Below are 18202 nucleotides of genomic sequence, written 5' to 3'. Positions count from 1 at the left end.
AAAAAAACAGGTGGAGCGGGCCACTGGCCCGCTCCACCGTGATAAAACTGCGGTCCCGGCTTCAGCCGGGCCACCCCAGACTACTGGGCGGCGACGATGTCCACGACCCGACGGCCGCGACGCGTGCCGAACTGCACAGCGCCCGCCTCGAGGGCGAAGAGGGTGTCGTCCTTGCCACGGCCGACGCCGTTGCCCGGGTGGAAGTGCGTGCCACGCTGGCGCACGAGGATCTCGCCGGCGTTGACGGTCTGGCCGCCGAAGCGCTTGACGCCGAGGCGCTGCGCGTTCGAGTCGCGGCCGTTGCGGGTGGAGCTTGCGCCCTTCTTGTGTGCCATGAGCTGTGCCTACCTTGGAGTCGGTTGGGTTACTGGAGTGCGGGGACCGTGATCAGGCGGTGATGCCGGTGATCTTGACCTTGGTCAGGTCCTGACGGTGGCCCTGGCGCTTCTTGTAGCCCGTCTTGTTCTTGTACTTCTGGATGATGATCTTCGGGCCACGGAGGTCCTCGAGGACCTCAGCCGTGACCTTGACCTTGGCCAGCTCGGCGGAATCGGACGTGACCTTCTCGCCGTCGACCAGCAGGAGGGCAGGCAGCTCGATGGTGCTGCCGGCACCGCCGGCCACGCGGTTGAGGGTCACGAAGTCTCCGACGGAAACCTTCTCCTGGCGGCCGCCGGCGCGGACAATCGCGTACACCACTGGGAACTCACTTCTCTCGACGTTATTACTGAAAGCTCTTGCGCGCGGCGCCCCACACTGCTGCCTGCAGCGGCCTGGAAGCGCTCGACTGTGCTTCTTGCCGTGAGCCCGCGAGGGGATTCCCTGGGAATAGAACCCAAGTGTAGGCGTCAGCACCGAGGATCTAGACTACGCCAGTCCTCCGCCCGGCCGCAAATGAGCGCCCTCAGCAAGCCGAATCGCCCTGCCGAGGAGCCCGTGCCGGAAGCACGCTGTACAAGTTTAGCCCACCGCGAGGGGTGCCGGGCTCACGCGAACTTCGACGGCGCGTCGAAGAAGTCCCGCTCATACACGACCGACTGCCCGAATGCCTCCATCATGGCCTCGCGCTCCCCCGCCGAAGCGGCTCGGCCGGCCCGGTCGGCGAAGCTGATCGCGAGCCGCGTCGCCTCGGCGAACCCCTCGTCGGCGTACGTCTCGATCCAAGCCCCGTACGGGTGCTCGCCCGACGCCGTTCCGGCTTGGGTCCGCTGGAGATGCCGCCGGTGGAGGTCCTCGCCGACCACTGCGTAGATCCAGTAGCACGGGAGCACCGCCGCAGCGAGCACGGCATAGCTCCCCACCGCGGAGGCGGCGATGAGGTGGTCGAGGTACGCCTTCGTCACCGGGCCCCGGACCGACGTCTCGCCGGACGGAAGCGGATGATGGGACAGCCACGAACGATGCAGCTCCGCCTCGACCTCGAGGCAGACCCGGGCGGAGTTCGCCCAGAAGGTCTGCTCCTCCTCGGTCGGCGCGAGGGCGCTCGCGCGGGCGAGAGCCCTCGAGAAGCCGTTGAGGTACTGCGCGTCCTGGGCGAGGTAGTACGCGAACTGGGCTTCGGGGAGCGAACCGGCATCGAGCTGCGCCACGAAGGGCAGCGCGTCGATCTCAGCCCGCACCTTGGCCGTCGCGTCCCACATCCGTGCAGCGAACTCGCCGTCCGCGAGCGGCACGGTCCCCTCAGCGTGGTGGAAGTGGTGGACTGGCCCGTGGCCGCCGCCGACCTCCAGCTCGTCCGAGGCCGCAAGCGCGCCGAGCAGCCATTCCTTGACCACCCGAAGGGATGCGGCCCAGTCCCCCGTTCTCGCCTGCATGGTCGCAAGGGCGGAAGAGAGCGAGCAGCCGGTTCCATGGGTATTTCGCGTATCGACCCTGGTTCCCGCAACTTCGACGACCCGCTGCCCTGCCGGCGCGCTCGCGTCGACCAGGGCATCCGGGCAGCCCGGGCCGCCGAGATGCCCGCCCTTCACGAGGACGACGGCGCCGATGCGCTCCGAGAGCCGCTCCCCCTGCTCGAGCGCGGCCGGCCAGGTCTCCGCCGTCGGCTCGTCGAGGAGCACTCCGAGCTCGGGAAGGTTCGGAGTGACGAGGTCCGCCTTGGCGAGGAGCCCCCGCAGGGCGGTCGCGGCGTCGTCCGCGAGGAGCCGGTCCCCGCTCGTCGCGACCATCACCGGGTCGAGGACGACGACGGCGGGCCGCACCTCGTCCAGCCACTCGCCGACCGTGCGGATCACCCCGGCGTCCGAGAGCATGCCGATCTTGACGGCGTCGACGGCGATGTCCGACGACACCGCGTCAAGCTGCGCCCTCAGGAACTCCGGCGGCGGCGTGTGGACGCCGGTGACGCCGCGCGTGTTCTGGGCCGTGAGCGCGGTGATGGCCGCCATCCCGTAGCCGCCCATCGCCGCGATGCTCTTCAGATCGGCCTGGATGCCGGCTCCGCCCGAGGGATCGGAGCCGGCGATGCTCAGGACACGGGGTATGCGCCGCACAGCGGCTCAGAGCTCCGAGGCGGGTACACCGACCCCAAGGATCAGGGGCCCGTCGCCTTCGGGCTTCTCCGGGGCGGGCGCGGGCTGTCCGGCCGACGTGCGCGTGCGACCGCCGACGGCGCCCGCAGACTCGTCCACGCGGGTCACCTCCGCCGACCCCTGGCCGCTCTGTGCAGCCCGACTGCGGCGCTTGCGCCCATGGCGTTCCTCACCCGAGTGCCGCTCGCCGGTCAGTTCGTCGAACGCGTGGCTCAGTGCGTCGAGGCTGAGGGTCGGCTCGGGCCGGGGTGCGACCGGAACGGACTCGCCGACGGGTAGCTCGATGCGCTCGCCGCCGATCGTGAGTACCGGGACGACTCCGCCGGCGGCGGCCAGAGGTTCCGGCGTGGGCTCGTGGTGCAGATCCGGCTTCGCGGCAGGCTTCGGGGCCTCTTCGTGGGCCTCGGGGTGCGCCTTCTCCACGTTGTCCTGCTCGTGGGGGGCGTCCTGCACGTGGGCGGCGTGGGCCGCGGCAGCGACCGCAGCGAGCGCCGCCCTCGTCGCCTGTGCCCTGGCCTGCCGCTCGGCGTCGTCGACCTCGGCGACCGGGTGCTGATGCGCCGGTGCCGGTGCCGTCTCCGGCTGGTCCTGCGGGCCGCGGCCGCGCCGGCGGCGGCGCTCGGGCCGGGCAGCGGGCTGCTGGCCGTCGCCGCGCAGCGGCTGGTGCTCCGACGTCGAACCCTGGGTGCGACCCCGTTCGACGGGCTCCTCATGCGTGATGATCCCGCGCCCGCCGCACACCTCGCACGTCTCGCTGAAGACCTCGAGCAGGCCTGTGCCCATACGCTTGCGGGTCATCTGCACGAGCCCCAGCGACGTCACCTCGGCGACCTGGTGCTTCGTACGGTCGCGGCCCAGGCACTCGACAAGGCGCCGCAGGACGAGGTCCCGGTTCGACTCGAGCACCATGTCGATGAAGTCGATCACGATGATCCCGCCGATGTCCCGCAGTCGCAGCTGCCGGACGATCTCCTCCGCCGCCTCGAGGTTGTTCTTGGTCACGGTCTCCTCGAGGTTTCCCCCGGAGCCCGTGAACTTGCCGGTGTTGACGTCGATGACGGTCATCGCCTCGGTGCGGTCGATCACGAGGGAACCGCCCGACGGCAGGAAGACCTTCCGGTCAAGCGCCTTGTGGATCTGCTCGTCGATGCGCCACTCCGCGAAGACGTCGGCCTCGCCCTGGTACCTCTCGAGCCTGCCCAGGAGGTCCGGCGCGACGTAGGTGACGTACGCCTCGATCGTGTCCCACGCCTCCTCGCCGCTCACGATGAGCTTCGAGAAGTCCTCGTTGAAGACGTCGCGCACGACCTTGATCGTCAGGTCCGGCTCCGCGTACAGGAGCTCGGGTGCGAGGACCTTGGTCGACGTCGCCTGGCCCTGGATCGCCTCCCACTGGGCGCGCAGCCGGTTGATGTCGTGGGTCAGCTCTTCCTCGCTCGCGCCCTCGGCGGCGGTGCGCACGATCACGCCCGCGTCGGCGGGGAGGCGGTCCTTGAGGATCCGCTTGAGCCGGTTGCGCTCGACGTCGGGCAGCTTGCGCGAGATGCCGGTCATCGAGCCGCCGGGAACGTAGACCAGGTACCGGCCGGGAAGCGAGATCTGGCTCGTGAGGCGGGCGCCCTTGTGCCCAACCGGGTCCTTCGTGACCTGGACGAGCACCGAATCGCCCGACTTGAGCGCGTTCTCGATTCGCCGCGGCGCGCCCTCGAGGCCCGCCGCGTCCCAGTTGACCTCGCCCGCGTAGAGCACCGCGTTCCGGCCGCGCCCGATGTCGACGAACGCCGCCTCCATCGACGGCAGGACGTTCTGCACCTTGCCCAGGTACACGTTGCCGATGAGCGAATCCTGCTGCGTCTTGGACACGAAGTGCTCGGCAAGGACGCCGTCCTCGAGGACCGCGATCTGGATGCGGTCTTCCTTCTGCCGCACAACCATCTGGCGGTCCACCGACTCGCGCCGGGCGAGGAACTCGGCCTCCGTGATGACATGGCGGCGCCGGCCCGACTCGCGGGACTCCCGGCGGCGCTGCTTCTTCGCCTCGAGGCGGGTTGAACCCTTGACGCTCTGGACGCGGTTGCTCGTGACCTCCGCCCGGCTCCGGGGCGCCCGGACGCGGGTGACCGTGTTGGGCGGGTCGTCGTCGTAGCCGCCCTCAAGCTCGAGGTCGGCCTCACCGCGGCGGCGGCGGCGACGGCGGCGGGACATGACCTCTTCCTGCTCGTCGTCTGACTCCTCGGGGGCCTCGGCGGTATCCTCCGAGCCCTCGTCGAGGCGGCCGCGACCGCGACGGCCGCGGTTGCGCCGACGCCGACGCGAGCCCGCCGAATCGTCGTCCTCGTCTTCCTCGGTGTCGTCGTCGATCGGGACGGACGGCGCAGACGCTCGCGTCGTGACGATGCTGAGATCCGGGGCCTGGAAGATCATCGACGTCGGCGAGAGCGGCTCGCTGAACAGCGCGGCAAGCGCACCCACGGCGCTCTCCTCAGGCTCGCGTTCGGGCTGGTCCGCTGATTCCCCTGGGGTCTCAGTCGAGTCGGCCTGCTCTTCGCCCGCGGGCTCCGTCGGCTCCGCCGGGGCCGCGGCGGCGGCCCCTCTGGCGCGGCGACGGGAGGGGCGCCTGGTTTCGCTCGCGGGCTGCTCTGACGCTGCCGCCTCGGCCTCCGCCGCGGGGCCGCCGTCCGGAGTCTCCGACTCCTCCACTGCAACCTGGCCCGCCTGGGCGGCAGCAACAGCACGACGGCGCGCGCGCACCGAGCTCTTCGCCCGCGAACCCGAGCCGCTGCCCGGCTCTTCGCCCTGATCGCCGTCGTCCGGGAGCGGGAGCGTGGGCGTCGCCGCTGCCGACTTCGAGTCTGCTTGGGCTGCCGCCGCCCGGGCTGAGACCCGGCGCGAGCGTGACTTCGGTGCGGCGGGGGCCTCCGCCGGAACGTCCTCTTGCTCTTGCTCTATCGCCGATTCTGCGGCGGACGGGGCTACTGCTTCTCCGGCTTCGGAGGGCGCCTCGGCCGACGGCAGCTCGGCCGGTGCGGCCTTCTTGCGGCTGCGGGGAGCCCGCTTGGGCTTCTGGGGGGCCTCTGCCTCGGCGGTCTCGACCGCTCGGTCCGGCCCGGCGGCGTCGTTCTGAGCCTCCTGCCCGGCCTGCCCGGCCTGGGGTTCCTGGGCGGGCTGAGCTTCCTGGACGGGCTGAGCTTCCTGGGCGCCCTGAGCTTCCTCGGCGGGCTGCTCGGGCGACCCGCTCGGGCTGCCCGCGGGTGCCTTCGCCCTGCGCGGCGCCCGACGCGTCCTGGCGGCGGGGGCAGCCTCTTCGTTGGGACGTTCGGATCCCTCGGCGGCCTGCTGTTCGATGTCCATTTGTGTACTCCACAAGCCGCCCGCAACGCCGCCACATTCGGCGCCCGAACGGCACCACGTGCCGGCACCCGCAGGCGCCGACGAAGTCGTCTCTGGTACCCGAGCGGCTGCGGCGTCGCCGACCTCTCGAGCCGATGCTGCCCTGGGACCCGCGGCCTGTCAGGCCGACAAGGTGCCGCCGGGGCCAGCGGGCGGCAGGCAGGCGAATCGCCTCTGCGCCCGGCGTTGGACCGGCAGTCTTCATGGCAGTGCATCGGACCGGCCACCGAATGTGGATCGGCGTCCGGCCAACTGCATTGTCTCACACTGACCCCAATCAGCTCGGTGTCAGACCCGCGCCGTAGAATCTGGGCAAGCCACCCAGGAAGGAACCCTCGTCATGACGCAGGCCCGCGCCTCCGCCCAGACCGTGACTTCGACCTCGGCCGAAGCCGGCCCCGCGATGACGAAGAGGATGCCGTTCGCGTGGCTGCTCCTGATCACGAGCATCGTCGGGTGGCTCGCATCGGGCGAACTCGTGCTCGAGAAGCTCCAGAAGCTTGCCAACCCCAACTTCGTGACCGTCTGCGACGTGAATCCCTGGATCTCGTGCGGGGAGGTCATGAGCACGTGGCAGAGCTCCCTCTTCGGCTTCCCGAACATGTTCATCGGCATCGTGGCGTTCGCGATCACGGCCACGGCGGCGCTGGGAATCCTAGCCGGGGCCGAATTCCGTCGGTGGTACTGGGTCTGCCTGCAGATCGGCGTGACGCTCGGGTTCGTTTTCGTCGTCTGGCTGTGGAGCCAGGCGCTCTACTCGATCGGAATCCTGTGCCCGCTGTGCATGATCGTGTGGGCCATGATGATCCCGATGTTCGTCTGGACCACGGTCCGGAACCTCCAGCACGGAGTCATCCAGGCACCCGCGAGCCTCGTGAAGACGCTCGGCGAATGGGGCTGGATCATCGTCGTCATCCTCTACGTGGGCGTGGCCGCGTCGATCTTCTTCCGCTTCCTGCCGATGTTCGTGCACTCCACGATGTAGCGAAGTGCCGAAGTAGCGAAGTAGCGAAGTACCGATCTAGCCCCGACCTCTTCCGTCTCGGGTACACCAACACCCCACCCACGCCGTCTCGGGTACACCAACACCCCACCTGCCTGGCGCCGACCTCCCCAGCTTCAGCGCCGACCTCCCCAGCTTCAGCCGTCCCGTTCGGCGTGTCGGCCGCCTGACGCCGGCGTGTCGGGGGCTCGCCCCCCAGACTCTGGGGAAACCGGCAGGTGGGTTGGGGAAACCGGCGGGGAACCTGGGGAGATCGGCTCTTGAGCCACAGGCGACAGGGACGAGACCAGGCTGATCGTGGGATCGAGAAATGCCTGAAGCACGACGACGGGCGGAGACTCCCAGACGGAAGCCACCGCCCGTCGTCGTACGCGGGACCCAAACCGGGTGGATTAGCTGTACCCGAAACCATCCGGACAGCGGATTAGCTGTACCCGAAACGATCAGGACAGCGGATTAGCTGTACCCGAAACGATTGGGGCTAGGCGCCGAACCAGATCGCGATCTCCCGCTCCGCGGATTCCGGCGAGTCCGAGCCGTGGACGAGGTTCTGCTGGACCTTGAGGCCCCAGTCGCGCCCGAAGTCCCCGCGGATCGTTCCGGGCGCGGCCGTGGTCGGATCGGTCGCGCCCGCCAGAGAACGGAAACCCTCGATGACCCGCTCGCCCTCGAACACGGCCGCGACCACCTGCCCGCTCAGCATGAACTCGAGGAGCGGCTCGTAGAACGGCTTGCCCTCGTGCTCGGCATAGTGCTGCTCGAGCAGCTCCCGCGTAGCGGCCAGCAGCTTGAGTTCGACGAGCCGGTAGCCCTTGGCCTCGACGCGGGCGAGGATGGCGCCGACGAGGCCGCGGGAGACGCCGTCGGGCTTCACGAGGACAAGGGTGCGCTCTGCGGTCACGGGTGCTCCTAGGTAGAGGGGTCTTGGATCGAGGCCAGTCTACTGAGTCTGGGCTTCTCCCCCGGACCCGGCTGGGCCGCCCTCCTCGGGGTGGGTGCGCTCCCATTCGGCCTGTTCGCGGTCACGCCGGAGGTTCTCCCGGTCGAGCCTCGCGCCGGTGCGGATTGCATACCACCAGGCGAGTGCCATGAGCGCGCCGACGAAGAACATCATGGGCTCGATGAACCCGAGCGCAATGAGCACGAGCTGGAGCACCCAGCCGAGGGCCATGCCCCACGCTCGCTTGACGACGGCGCACGCGAGGATGAGGACGGCCACTAGGGCGAGGCCCGCGCCGAGGACAAGTCCTCCTCCTCCGTACTGGCTCGCATGCAGGCCGAGGACAGCCAGCGTCGCGAAGAACGCGACGAAGGCCTCGGTGAGGAGCACGATCGACGCGAACTGGACCCGGACGGAGCGCCGCTGGCGGGGCATCCCGGGACGCCACTCTCGCTGGGCCCTGGTGAGGCGCGCCATCAGTCCACTTCCTTTCCCAGAAGGATCCGAGCCTCGCCCACGACCGTGATCGATCCGGTGATGAGCACGCCGCCCGCGTAGTCCCCGACCTCGTCGGCCCGTTCGACGGCGTAGGCGATCGCCTCGTCGAGCTTGGGCTCAGTGTGGACGGCGTCCTCGTCGAAGCCGAGGTCGAGGGCGATGTCCGCCAGTTCCTCGGCCGGGACCGCCCGGGGAGAGGCGGACTGCGTGAAGACGTATTCGGTCTGCTGCTCCTGGAATTCCTCGTCGAGGGCCCGGAGGATCTCCTCCGCGTCCTTCTCGCGGAGCACCCCGAGGACGACCACGAGCCTGCTGAACTCGAACGCCTCGACGAGCGCCTGGGCGCTCACCCGGATGCCGTCCGGATTGTGCGCGGCGTCGACGACGATCGTCGGCGAGGACTTGACGACCTCTAGACGCCCGGGGGACGTCACCGTGGCAAAGCCCTGGCGGAGGACGTCGGGATCGAGCTCGCGCTGGCCGCCGCCGAGGAAGGCCTCCAGAGCGGCCACGGCGACGGCGGCGTTCTCGGCCTGATGGGCCCCGTGCAGGGGCACGGTGATGTCGTCGTACCTGCCGGCGAGGCCTTGGATCGTCACGAGCTGGCCGCCGACGGCGAGGGTGCGGCTCTCGACGCCGAACTCGACGCCCTCGAAGCGGAACTCGGCCCCGACCTCGCGGGCCTTCTCGAGCAGGACCTGCGCGGCGTCGGCGGGCTGGGCCGCGCTCACGAGGAAGCCGCCTGGCTTGATGATGCCGGCCTTCTCACGGGCGATGTCCTCAGTGGTGTCACCGAGCAGGTCCGTGTGGTCCAGAGAGATGGGGGTCACCACGGAGACGACGCCGTCGCCCACGTTGGTCGCGTCCGTGATGCCGCCCAGGCCGACCTCGATGACGGCGACGTCGACGGGCTCGTCCGCGAAGACGGCGAACCCGAGGATCGTCACGCACTCGAAGTACGTGAGCCTCGGCTGTCCCGCCGCCTCGAGCTCGGCGTCCACCATCGCGATGTAGGGCGCGATCTCGTTCCAGATCCGCACGAAGGTCGAATCGGGAACCGGCGAGCCGTCGATGCTGATGCGCTCGGTGACGCGGCTCAGGTGCGGGCTCGTGTACCGGCCGGTCCTGAGGCCGTGGGCCCGGAGGCCCGCCTCGATCATCCGGGCGGTCGACGTCTTCCCGTTCGTGCCCGTGATGTGGACGATGGGGAACGCCTTGTTCGGCTCGCCCAGCACGTCCATGGCCCGGAACAGTGGGGCCAGACGCGGCTCCATCCTGTTCTCGGGGGCGCGGCCGAGGAGCTCGGCGTAGACCTCGTCGACTGTCGTCGGGGTGCTCGTCGCCTCGGTCATCGTGCACCTTCCGCCGCGGTCTCGACACGCTCGACGATCGCCGTCGGATCGACCTCCGCCTCGAGGAATTCGAGTTCGACGCTCAGCGTCTCGCCCTTGAGCAGTTCCGCGTGGGCGAGGGCCGCGGCGATGATGGACGGGCGCGCCGTGAGGCTCGTCCGGATCCGGTCGCTCACGTTGAGGTCGGCGTCCTTCCGGGCCTGCTGGATCACGCGCACGAGGTCGCGGGCCAGGCCCTCGGCCTCGAGCTCGGGCGTGACCTCGGTGTCGAGGACCACGAACCCACCGCCCGGGAGCATCGCGACCGCGCTCGATGCGCCGGCCTTCTCGGAGGCGACGATGGTCTCGAGGGTGTACTCGTGCGGCTCGAGGGCGATGCCGCCAGCCGTGACCGTGCCGTCCTCGCCGACAGACCAGTCGCCGGACTTCGAGCCCTTGATGGCCTGCTGGACGCCCTTGCCGAGCCGTGGACCGGCCGCCCGAGCGTTGACGACGAGCTTCTGCTCGATGCCGAACTCCTCGGGCGAGGCCTCGTCTGCGTCGAGCAGGCGCACGGACTTGAGGTTCAGCTCGTCGGCGATGACTGCCTCCGACCCGGCGAGCGAGCCGGCCGCGGGCACGACGACGGTCATCGCCTTGAGCGGGAGCCGCACCCGGAGCTTCGCGGCCTTGCGGAGCGAGGAGCCAGCCGAGCAGATTGCCTGCGTCCGGTCCATCTGCTCGACGAGCGTTGGCTCGTCCGTGAACAGCGCGGCGTCGGGCCAGTCGGTCAGGTGCACCGACCGCCCACCCGTGAGGCCGCGCCACATCTCCTCCGCGACGAGCGGCAGGAGCGGCGCCGCGACCCGGCACACGGCCTCGAGAGCCGTGTAGAGCGCGTCGAACGCGTCCGCCTCCTCGTCGAAGAAGCGCTGGCGGCTCCGGCGGACGTACCAGTTCGTGAGCATCTCGAGGTATTCGCGAAGGAGATCGCACGCGTTGGAGATGTCGTACGCGTCGAGGTGGCCGCGCATGCCCGAGACGAGGCGGCCCGTCTCGGCGAGCAGGTAACGGTCCAGCGGGTCGGTGTAGCCGTCGTACCGGAGCTTCGCATCGTAGCCGCCGTCCACGGAGCCGTTCGGGGCGGCACCCGCGCCGCGCGCGGCGTTCGCGTACAGCGTGAAGAAGCTGTACACGTTCCACAGCGGCAGGATCACCTGGCGCACGCCGTCGCGGATGCCCTGCTCGGTGACGACGAGGTTGCCGCCGCGCAGGATCGGGCTGGCCATGAGGAACCAGCGCATCGCGTCGGAACCGTCGCGGTCGAGGACCTCCGAGACGTCCGGGTAGTTGCGCAGGCTCTTGGACATCTTCTGGCCGTCAGAACCGAGGACGATCCCATGGCTGATGACGTTCCGGAACGCCGGCCGGTCGAAGAGTGCCGTCGCGAGGATGTGGAGCGTGTAGAACCACCCGCGTGTCTGGCCGATGTACTCGACGATGAAGTCGCCGGGGTTGTGCGTCTCGAACCAGTCCTGGTTCTCCATCGGGTAGTGAACCTGGGCGTACGGCATCGAGCCGGAGTCGAACCAGACATCCAGCACATCGGGGACGCGGCGCATCGTCGACTGGCCTGTGGGGTCGTCCGGGTTGGGTCGGGTGAGCTCGTCGATGAACGGCCGGTGCAGATCGGGTTGGCCGTCGTGGTTGAGCGGAAGGCGGCCGAAGTCGCGCTCGAGCTCGGCGAGCGAGCCGTAGACGTCGGTGCGCGGGTACTCGGGGTTGTCGGACACCCACACGGGGATCGGCGAGCCCCAGTAGCGGTTGCGGCTGATGGACCAGTCGCGCGCGTTCTCGAGCCACTTCCCGAACTGGCCGTGCTTGACGTTCCCGGGGATCCAGTTGATCTGCTCGTTGAGCTCGAGCATCCGGTCCTTGATCTTCGTGACCTCGACGAACCAGCTGGACACGGCACGGTAGATGAGCGGGTTCCGGCACCGCCAGCAGTGCGGGTAGCTGTGGACGTAGCTCGCCTGCTTCAGCAGGCGCCCCTCCTCGCGCAGGACGCGCGTGATGGGCTTGTTGGCCTCGAAGACCTGGAGGCCCACGATCTCCCGCAGGGGTGCGTCCTCCCCGGACGCGGACCCGCCCGAGGCGAACAGCGGGAGGAACTTCGCGCCGTCGTCCACGGAGAGGATGACGGGGATGCCCGCGGCCTCGCACACCTTCTGGTCGTCCTCGCCGTAGGCGGGAGCCTGGTGGACGATCCCGGTGCCGTCCGTCGTCGTGACGTAGTCCGCGACGAGGATCTGCCACGCCTTGCCGGTCCCCCACGTCTCGGCGTCGGTGAAGTAGTGCCAGAGCGGCTCGTAGCGGATGCCGTCGAGCTCGGTGCCGAGGAAGGTGCGTTCGACCGCGCTCGCGGCCGCCGCGGCGGCGCTCACCTCGCCGTCCTCGTAGCCGAGGTCCTTCGCATAGCTGGCGACGAGATCCTCGGCGAGCAGGAAGCGGGCATCAGCGGGGATGTCCGAGCCCGCGCCCGTCCTCCCCGCCCCCCGCGGTCCGGCGGGCACGACGGCGTAGCGCACCTCGGGACCGACGGCGAGCGCCTCGTTCGTGGGAAGGGTCCAGGGGGTGGTCGTCCAGGCGATCGCGAGGACGCCTGCGAGGGCCTTCGACGCCTCCGACTCCCCCGCGAGGAGCGGGAACGTCACCGTGACGGTCTGGTCCTGGCGGTCCTTGTAGACATCGTCGTCCATGCGGAGCTCGTGGTTGGAGAGGGGCGTCTCGTCCTTCCAGCAGTACGGGAGCACCCGGTAGCCGCTGTAGGTGAGGCCCTTGTCGTAGAGCGTCTTGAACGCCCAGATGACCGACTCCATGTACTCGACGTTGAGCGTCTTGTAGTCGTTCTCGAAGTCCACCCAGCGGGCCTGGCGCTTCACGTACGCTTCCCATTCGTGGGTGTACTTGAGCACCGAGGCGCGGCACGCTTCGTTGAACTTGTCGATGCCCATCTTCTCGATGTGGGCCTTGTCGGTCATCCCCAGCTGCTTCATCGCCTCGAGCTCGGCGGGCAGTCCGTGGGTGTCCCAGCCGAACCGGCGCTCGACGCGCTTGCCGCGCTGGGTCTGGTACCGGGCCACGAGGTCCTTGGCGTAACCCGTGAGGAGGTGCCCGTAGTGCGGGAGGCCGTTGGCGAAGGGCGGCCCGTCATAGAAGACGAACTCGTTGGAGCCGTCGCGGCCGCTGTCGCGCTGGTCGATGGAGGCCTGGAAGGTGCCGTCCTCGTCCCAGTACTTGAGCACGCGCTCTTCGAGTTCGGGGAACCGCACGCTGCCGGTTGCCGGCGCGCCTGAGGCGTTCTCGGGGTTCGGCGAGGTGGTCGCCTTGGGGTACACGCTCACGGAAGGTCCTTGGCTGTCGAGGCTTCGGAATGCGAGGACGGCGTACGCCCGGATCTGCCGGGCGGCACCGCGGTACCACCTCGCTTGCCCGCCCGCTCTGCAGTGGCTGCAGCGCGCGTGGGCCTCTCGTGAGGGCTGTGACGGGCCTGCCCGTCCGGTTCTACTGGGCGATTCCCACACCCGTGGGAGTTGCTGTTCTTCCGGAAGCTCGCCGGTGATGGCCGGGTCGACGCTTTGCTGTCCAGTCTAACGTCTGCGCAAACGTTGCACACTCAGCCGCGGCGGATGAGCTTGTGCGCGGCTGCCTGCGCGACGGGGCGGATCACGATGTCGTCCAGGTTGACGTGGTGCGGCACGGTCACGGCGTAGCGGATGACGTCGGCGACGTCCTCCGCGGTGAGCGGCTCCTCTACCCCCTTGTAAACCTTCTCGGCGGCCTCGGCGTCGCCGTCGAGGCGCCGGAGCGAGAACTCTTCCGTCTTCACGAGACCCGGCATCACCTCGATGACGCGCACGTTGTGCTCGGCCTCCTCGAGGCGGAGCGCGCGGGTCATGCCGTGCTCGGCGAACTTCGCGGCGTTGTACCCGCCGCCGCCCTCGTACGAGACGAGTCCGGCAACGGAGGTCAGGTTCAGCACGGTCCCGTGGCCGTGGGCGCGGAGCATGGGCAGGAAGGCCCGGGTGACCTTCATGGTGCCGATCACGTTCACGCGCAGCATCCACTCCCAGTCTTCGGTCTTCGCGTCGGCGACCCATTCGGTGCCGCGTGCGCCGCCCGCGATGTTGACCAGGGTGTCGATGCCTCCGGTGCCCTCGACCGCCCGCACGAGGCTGGCGACGTCGTCGTCCTCCGCGATGTCCGCAGGGAGCGCGACGGCGCCCGTCTCGGCCGCGAGACGCTCGAGCCGCTCGGCTCGGCGAGCGACGGCGTAGACGCGCCAGCCCTGCGCGGCGAGCGCGCGGGCGGTTGCCTCGCCGATGCCGGTGCTGGCACCGGTCACGAGGGCTGCCCTCTGGCCGTGGGAGGGTGAGGCTGCATCCGGGGCGGGGGTGAGCTGCGTTGCATCGGAGGTCATGGGAGCCAAACTACCCCCGCTCGCTCACTTCCCCTTGCGGCCGCCCAGGACATCGCGCAGAACAACCGCCTGGTTGTGCTCCTCGTCGTGGGCCGAGTAGACGAGCTCGACCGTATCGTGCTCCCTGATCGCGTCCTCGAGCTGCTGGAGGGCCTCCGAGTCCTTGAGCTCCTCCCGGTAGCGGCGCGCGAATTCGTCGAAGCGTTCCGGGTCGTGGCCGAACCACTTCCGCAGTTCCGTCGAGGGACCTGCATCTTTGAGCCACAGGTCGACGCCGGCCTTCTCCTTGCTCACGCCCCGCGGCCAGACGCGGTCCACGAGGATTCGATAGGTCCCCTGGGGCGACCGTTCGTACACGCGCCTGAGGCCGACTGTACCCATGGGCCCATGGTTCGGATTCGTACGTAGAATTGCAACCATGCCTGAAGCGAACCCCACGGGTACAGACACGCCCACAGCCGCCATCTCCCCGACCGTCCCCGACAAGCCCGCGCTCGAGGGTCTCGAGGCAAAGCTCACAGAGCGGTGGCTTGCCGACGGCACCTACCGGTTCGACCCGGAGACGAGCCGCGGCCAGGTCTACTCGATCGACACTCCCCCGCCGACCGCGTCTGGCTCGCTGCACGTCGGCCACATGTTCTCGTTCACGCAGACCGACCTGCTCGCGCGCTACCAGCGCATGACCGGCAAGAACGTCTTCTACCCCATGGGCTGGGACGACAACGGCCTCCCCACCGAGCGGCGCGTGCAGAACTACTACGGCGTCCGCTGCGACCCCAGCATCCCGTACGACGCCGACTATCGGCCCCCTGCCCAGCCGGCCAAGAACCAGCGCGACTTCGACGTCATCTCGCGCCGCAACTTCATCGAGCTGTGCGAGGAACTCGCGGTCGAGGACGAGAAGGTCTTCGAGCACCTCTTCAAGACGCTCGGCCTCTCGGTGGACTGGGACATGACCTACCGCACGATCGACGACGTCTCGCGGGCTGTCTCCCAGCGGGCCTTCCTGCAGAACCTCGCCGAGGGCGACGCATACCTCGCCGAGGCGCCAACCCTGTGGGACGTCACCTTCCGCACCGCGGTGGCCCAGGCCGAGCTCGAGGACCGCGAGGTCCCGGGCGCCTACTACCGCTACGCCTTCACGTCCGACGACGGCCGCAAGGTCTACATCGAAACCACGCGTCCCGAGCTCCTCGCCGCGTGCGCTGCCCTCGTCGCGCACCCCGAGGACGAACGCTACAAGCCCCTCTTCGGCACGACCCTCCGCTCGCCGCTGTTCGGCGTCGAAGTCGAGGTGAAGGCGCACCCCCTCGCCAAGCCCGACAAGGGCTCCGGCATCGCCATGGTCTGCACGTTCGGCGACCTGACCGACGTCACGTGGTGGCGCGAGCTGCAGCTCCCGACTCGGTCGATCATCGGCCGCGACGGCCGGCTCCAGGCTGAGACGCCCGAGTGGATCACCTCGGAAGAGGGCCGCGCAGCCTACGCCGAGATCGCCGGCAAGACGGCGTTCTCCGCGAAGGAGGGCGTCGTGAAGATGCTCGACGAGCGGGGCCTGCTCGACGGCGAGCCCAAGAAGATCATGCATCCGGTCAACTTCTACGAGAAGGGCGACAAGCCCCTCGAGGTCGTGACGAGCCGGCAGTGGTACATCCGGAACGGCGGCCGCGACGCCGACCGCCGGGCGCGCCTCATCGAGCGCGGCCGGGAGCTCGCGTGGCATCCAGCCTTCATGCGCTCGCGCTACGAGAACTGGGTCGACGGCCTGAACGGAGATTGGCTCGTGTCCCGGCAGCGGTTCTTCGGCGTCCCGATTCCGGTCTGGTACCGGCTCGACGAGGGTGGGAACCCTGACTACGAGAACCCGATCGTTCCCGACGACTCACTGCTCCCGGTCGACCCGGTCGCCGAGCCCGCCCCGGGTTTCGAAGAGTCGCAGCGGGACCAGCCGGGCGGCTTCACGGGTGATCCGGATGTTCTCGACACCTGGGCGACGTCCTCCTTGACGCCCCAGATCGTGGGCCGGTGGAGCCGCGACGACGAGTTCTTCGCGAACGTCTTCCCGTTCGACCTCCGCCCCCAGGCCCACGAGATCATCCGCACGTGGCTCTTCTCAACTGCCGTGCGGGCGGATGCCCTCCACGGCTGTGTGCCCTGGACCAACGCGGCGATCTCCGGCTGGGTCCTGGACCCGGACCGGAAGAAGATGTCCAAGTCGAAGGGCAACGTCGTGGTGCCGACGGACATCCTCGAGGAGTTCGGCGCGGACGCGGTGCGCTACTGGGCTGCCTCGGCCAAGCTCGGTGCCGACACAGCGTTCGAGGTCGCGCAGATGAAGATCGGCCGACGCCTCGCGATCAAGATCCTCAACGCCTCGAAGTTCGTGCTGGGTCTCGGCGCGACCGAGGCGGACGTTCTCCGCGACCCGGCCGATCCCGTGCTCGTGAACCCGCTCGACCGAGCACTTCTCGCCCAGCTTGCAGACGTCGTCGCCCAGGCCGGGAGCGCGTTCGCGGCCTATGATCCGGCGAAGGCGCTCCAGTTGACGGAGACCTTCTTCTGGCAGTTCACGGACGACTACGTCGAGCTCGTCAAGGATCGTGCGTACGGTGCCCAGGGCGACGCCCAGAAGGCCTCCGTCCTCGCGGCCCTGGCGACAGCGCTCGACTCACTCCTGCGGCTGTTCGCCCCAGTCCTCCCGTTTGCGACGGAAGAGGTATGGGGCTGGTGGCGTGCCGGGTCGGTCCACCGGGCATCCTGGCCCGAACCGCTGCCCGTCGAGGGCGACCTCGGCATGCTGGCCACCGTGGGCCTCGCGCTGTCTGGCATCCGCAAGGCCAAGTCGGAGGCCAAGGTCAAGCAGCGGACGGAGGTGCTCTCCGCGACCGTCTCGGCGCCGTCCGGCCAGCTTGCCCAGCTCAAGGGCGGCCTCGGGGACCTGCAGGCCGCGGCGAACGCTCGCGAGATCCGGCTCGAGGACGGGGCCGATGAGCTCCACGTCTCCGGAGTCGAGCTCGCGGCAGTCGAGGCATAGCCCGAGGCCTGCGGCCGCAAGGTCCTGAAGCCCTTCCGGGCAAAGGGGAAGCCCCATCAGCGTTCTCGCGTTGGTGGGGCTTCGACTTTACGGCTGCTCGGTGACGTCGCGCAGTCTGGCGGAATCCTTGGCATCCAGGTCTTGCTCTCCGTCACTGAGAGCCAGTCGCCGACTGTGCCTGAGGCTGCGTCATGGCGGCTGTCACTGGATCTTCGGCTTCCGCGTCCTCATCCTGTTGGGGAGGAGGTACTCATCATTGTGAGCCGGATCACAGGAGGGTGCAAGGGGGCCGGGCGAAGTACAGTCCCGTAATTCGCCCGGCCCCTGGATGGCCGCGCTCAGACGGCCTTGGGGCGCTCGGTCCTAGTGCGCTTGATCTCGAAGAAGTGCGGGTAGCCGGCGAGCGTCACGGACGCGTCCCAGACCTGCCCCGCTTCCTCGCCCTGCGGGACCCGGGTCATGACCGGGCCGAAGAAAGCGGTCCCGTTGAACGCGACGACGGGCGTGCCCACGTCCTGCCCGACGAGCTCGATTCCCTGCTTGTGGCTCGCGCGCAGCTGCGCGTCGTACTCGTCGGAATCGGCGTACTGCGCGAGGTCTGCTGGAAGCCCGACCTGTTCGAGTGCCCGTCGGATCACCTCGGGCCGGTCCTTGACGCCCTCGTTGTGGATGAGGGTCCCCATCGCGTCATACAGGGGCTTGATGTGCTCCTTGCCGTGCAGCTCCGAGGCCGCGATGATCACGCGAACGGGCCCCCAGTTCTCGTCCATCGCCCGCTGATAGTCGCTCTCGAGCTCTCGGCCCTCATTGAGCACCGAGAGGCTCATGACGTGCCACTCCGTCTCGATGTCCCGGACCTTCTCCACCTCGCCGATCCACCGCGAGGTCACCCAGGCAAACGGGCACGCGGGGTCGAACCAGAAGTCGGCCTTGTTCTTGTTCTCCTGAACCAGGTCAGTCATCCACTACTCCTTCTATCGGTCGCCAGACAGAAC

The 18202-nt window shown here is 69.1% G+C and carries 13 protein-coding genes; 2 read left to right on the top strand and 11 right to left on the bottom strand.

All coding sequences use genetic code 11. The features are described 5' to 3' along the window. Nucleotides 1–80: 80 nt before the first annotated feature. The 4 genes from rpmA to E6A21_RS07355 all read right to left on the bottom strand — a co-directional run bounded on the left by rpmA (nucleotide 81) and on the right by E6A21_RS07355 (nucleotide 5882). Nucleotides 81–335 (bottom strand): 50S ribosomal protein L27, encoded by a 255-nt coding sequence (gene rpmA / locus E6A21_RS07370; RefSeq protein ID WP_138413372.1) that lies wholly within the window; start codon nucleotides 333–335, stop codon nucleotides 81–83. Between the two features lie 52 nt (nucleotides 336–387). Continuing rightward, on the bottom strand, nucleotides 388–699 hold the full coding sequence (gene rplU / locus E6A21_RS07365) for a 50S ribosomal protein L21 (RefSeq protein WP_138443493.1): 312 nt from the start codon (nucleotides 697–699) through the stop codon (nucleotides 388–390). A 287-nt stretch (nucleotides 700–986) separates the two neighbouring features. After that, entirely contained in the window at nucleotides 987–2492 is a 1506-nt protein-coding gene (locus tag E6A21_RS07360; protein WP_138443492.1) for a bifunctional hydroxymethylpyrimidine kinase/phosphomethylpyrimidine kinase, read from the bottom strand. A 6-nt stretch (nucleotides 2493–2498) separates the two neighbouring features. Continuing rightward, nucleotides 2499–5882, bottom strand: a complete 3384-nt coding sequence (locus E6A21_RS07355; RefSeq protein ID WP_138443491.1) for an Rne/Rng family ribonuclease — start codon at nucleotides 5880–5882, stop codon at nucleotides 2499–2501. Between the two features lie 379 nt (nucleotides 5883–6261). Between E6A21_RS07355 and E6A21_RS07350 the strand changes: the two genes are divergently transcribed. Then, the gene (locus E6A21_RS07350; RefSeq protein WP_138443490.1) at nucleotides 6262–6906 is read left to right on the top strand and encodes a vitamin K epoxide reductase family protein; all 645 of its coding nucleotides are present in this window, start codon (nucleotides 6262–6264) and stop codon (nucleotides 6904–6906) included. A 499-nt stretch (nucleotides 6907–7405) separates the two neighbouring features. Here E6A21_RS07350 and ndk read toward each other — a convergent pair whose 3' ends face one another. The 6 genes from ndk to E6A21_RS07320 form a co-directional block, all read right to left on the bottom strand. Next, nucleotides 7406–7825 carry a nucleoside-diphosphate kinase gene (gene ndk / locus E6A21_RS07345; RefSeq protein ID WP_138443489.1) on the bottom strand — a complete coding sequence of 140 codons (420 nt, stop codon included), beginning with the start codon at nucleotides 7823–7825 and terminating at the stop codon, nucleotides 7406–7408. A gap of 39 nt (nucleotides 7826–7864) precedes the next feature. Beyond that, nucleotides 7865–8341 carry a DUF4233 domain-containing protein gene (locus E6A21_RS07340; RefSeq protein ID WP_138443488.1) on the bottom strand — a complete coding sequence of 159 codons (477 nt, stop codon included), beginning with the start codon at nucleotides 8339–8341 and terminating at the stop codon, nucleotides 7865–7867. Then, nucleotides 8341–9714, bottom strand: a complete 1374-nt coding sequence (locus tag E6A21_RS07335) for a bifunctional folylpolyglutamate synthase/dihydrofolate synthase (RefSeq protein WP_138443487.1) — start codon at nucleotides 9712–9714, stop codon at nucleotides 8341–8343. The genes E6A21_RS07340 and E6A21_RS07335 overlap by 1 nt, the downstream gene beginning before the upstream one ends. After that, nucleotides 9711–13097 carry an isoleucine--tRNA ligase gene (ileS, locus tag E6A21_RS07330; RefSeq protein ID WP_138443486.1) on the bottom strand — a complete coding sequence of 1129 codons (3387 nt, stop codon included), beginning with the start codon at nucleotides 13095–13097 and terminating at the stop codon, nucleotides 9711–9713. The genes E6A21_RS07335 and ileS overlap by 4 nt, the downstream gene beginning before the upstream one ends. A gap of 272 nt (nucleotides 13098–13369) precedes the next feature. Then, nucleotides 13370–14173, bottom strand: a complete 804-nt coding sequence (locus tag E6A21_RS07325; RefSeq protein WP_138443485.1) for an SDR family oxidoreductase — start codon at nucleotides 14171–14173, stop codon at nucleotides 13370–13372. Between the two features lie 24 nt (nucleotides 14174–14197). Then, nucleotides 14198–14554, bottom strand: a complete 357-nt coding sequence (locus E6A21_RS07320) for a DUF488 domain-containing protein (protein ID WP_138443484.1) — start codon at nucleotides 14552–14554, stop codon at nucleotides 14198–14200. Between the two features lie 37 nt (nucleotides 14555–14591). Between E6A21_RS07320 and valS the strand changes: the two genes are divergently transcribed. Further along, nucleotides 14592–17207, top strand: coding sequence for a valine--tRNA ligase (valS, locus tag E6A21_RS07315; RefSeq protein ID WP_138443483.1), 2616 nt, complete (start codon nucleotides 14592–14594; stop codon nucleotides 17205–17207). Between the two features lie 338 nt (nucleotides 17208–17545). Here the strand turns inward: valS and E6A21_RS07310 are convergent, their stop codons facing one another. Beyond that, nucleotides 17546–18169 carry a mycothiol-dependent nitroreductase Rv2466c family protein gene (locus tag E6A21_RS07310; RefSeq protein WP_138443482.1) on the bottom strand — a complete coding sequence of 208 codons (624 nt, stop codon included), beginning with the start codon at nucleotides 18167–18169 and terminating at the stop codon, nucleotides 17546–17548. Nucleotides 18170–18202: the final 33 nt, after the last annotated feature.

It is taken from the genome of Sinomonas susongensis (assembly GCF_005877005.1).
GTDB lineage: Bacteria > Actinomycetota > Actinomycetes > Actinomycetales > Micrococcaceae > Sinomonas > Sinomonas susongensis.
This window is presented reverse-complemented; position numbering and strand designations above follow the sequence as displayed.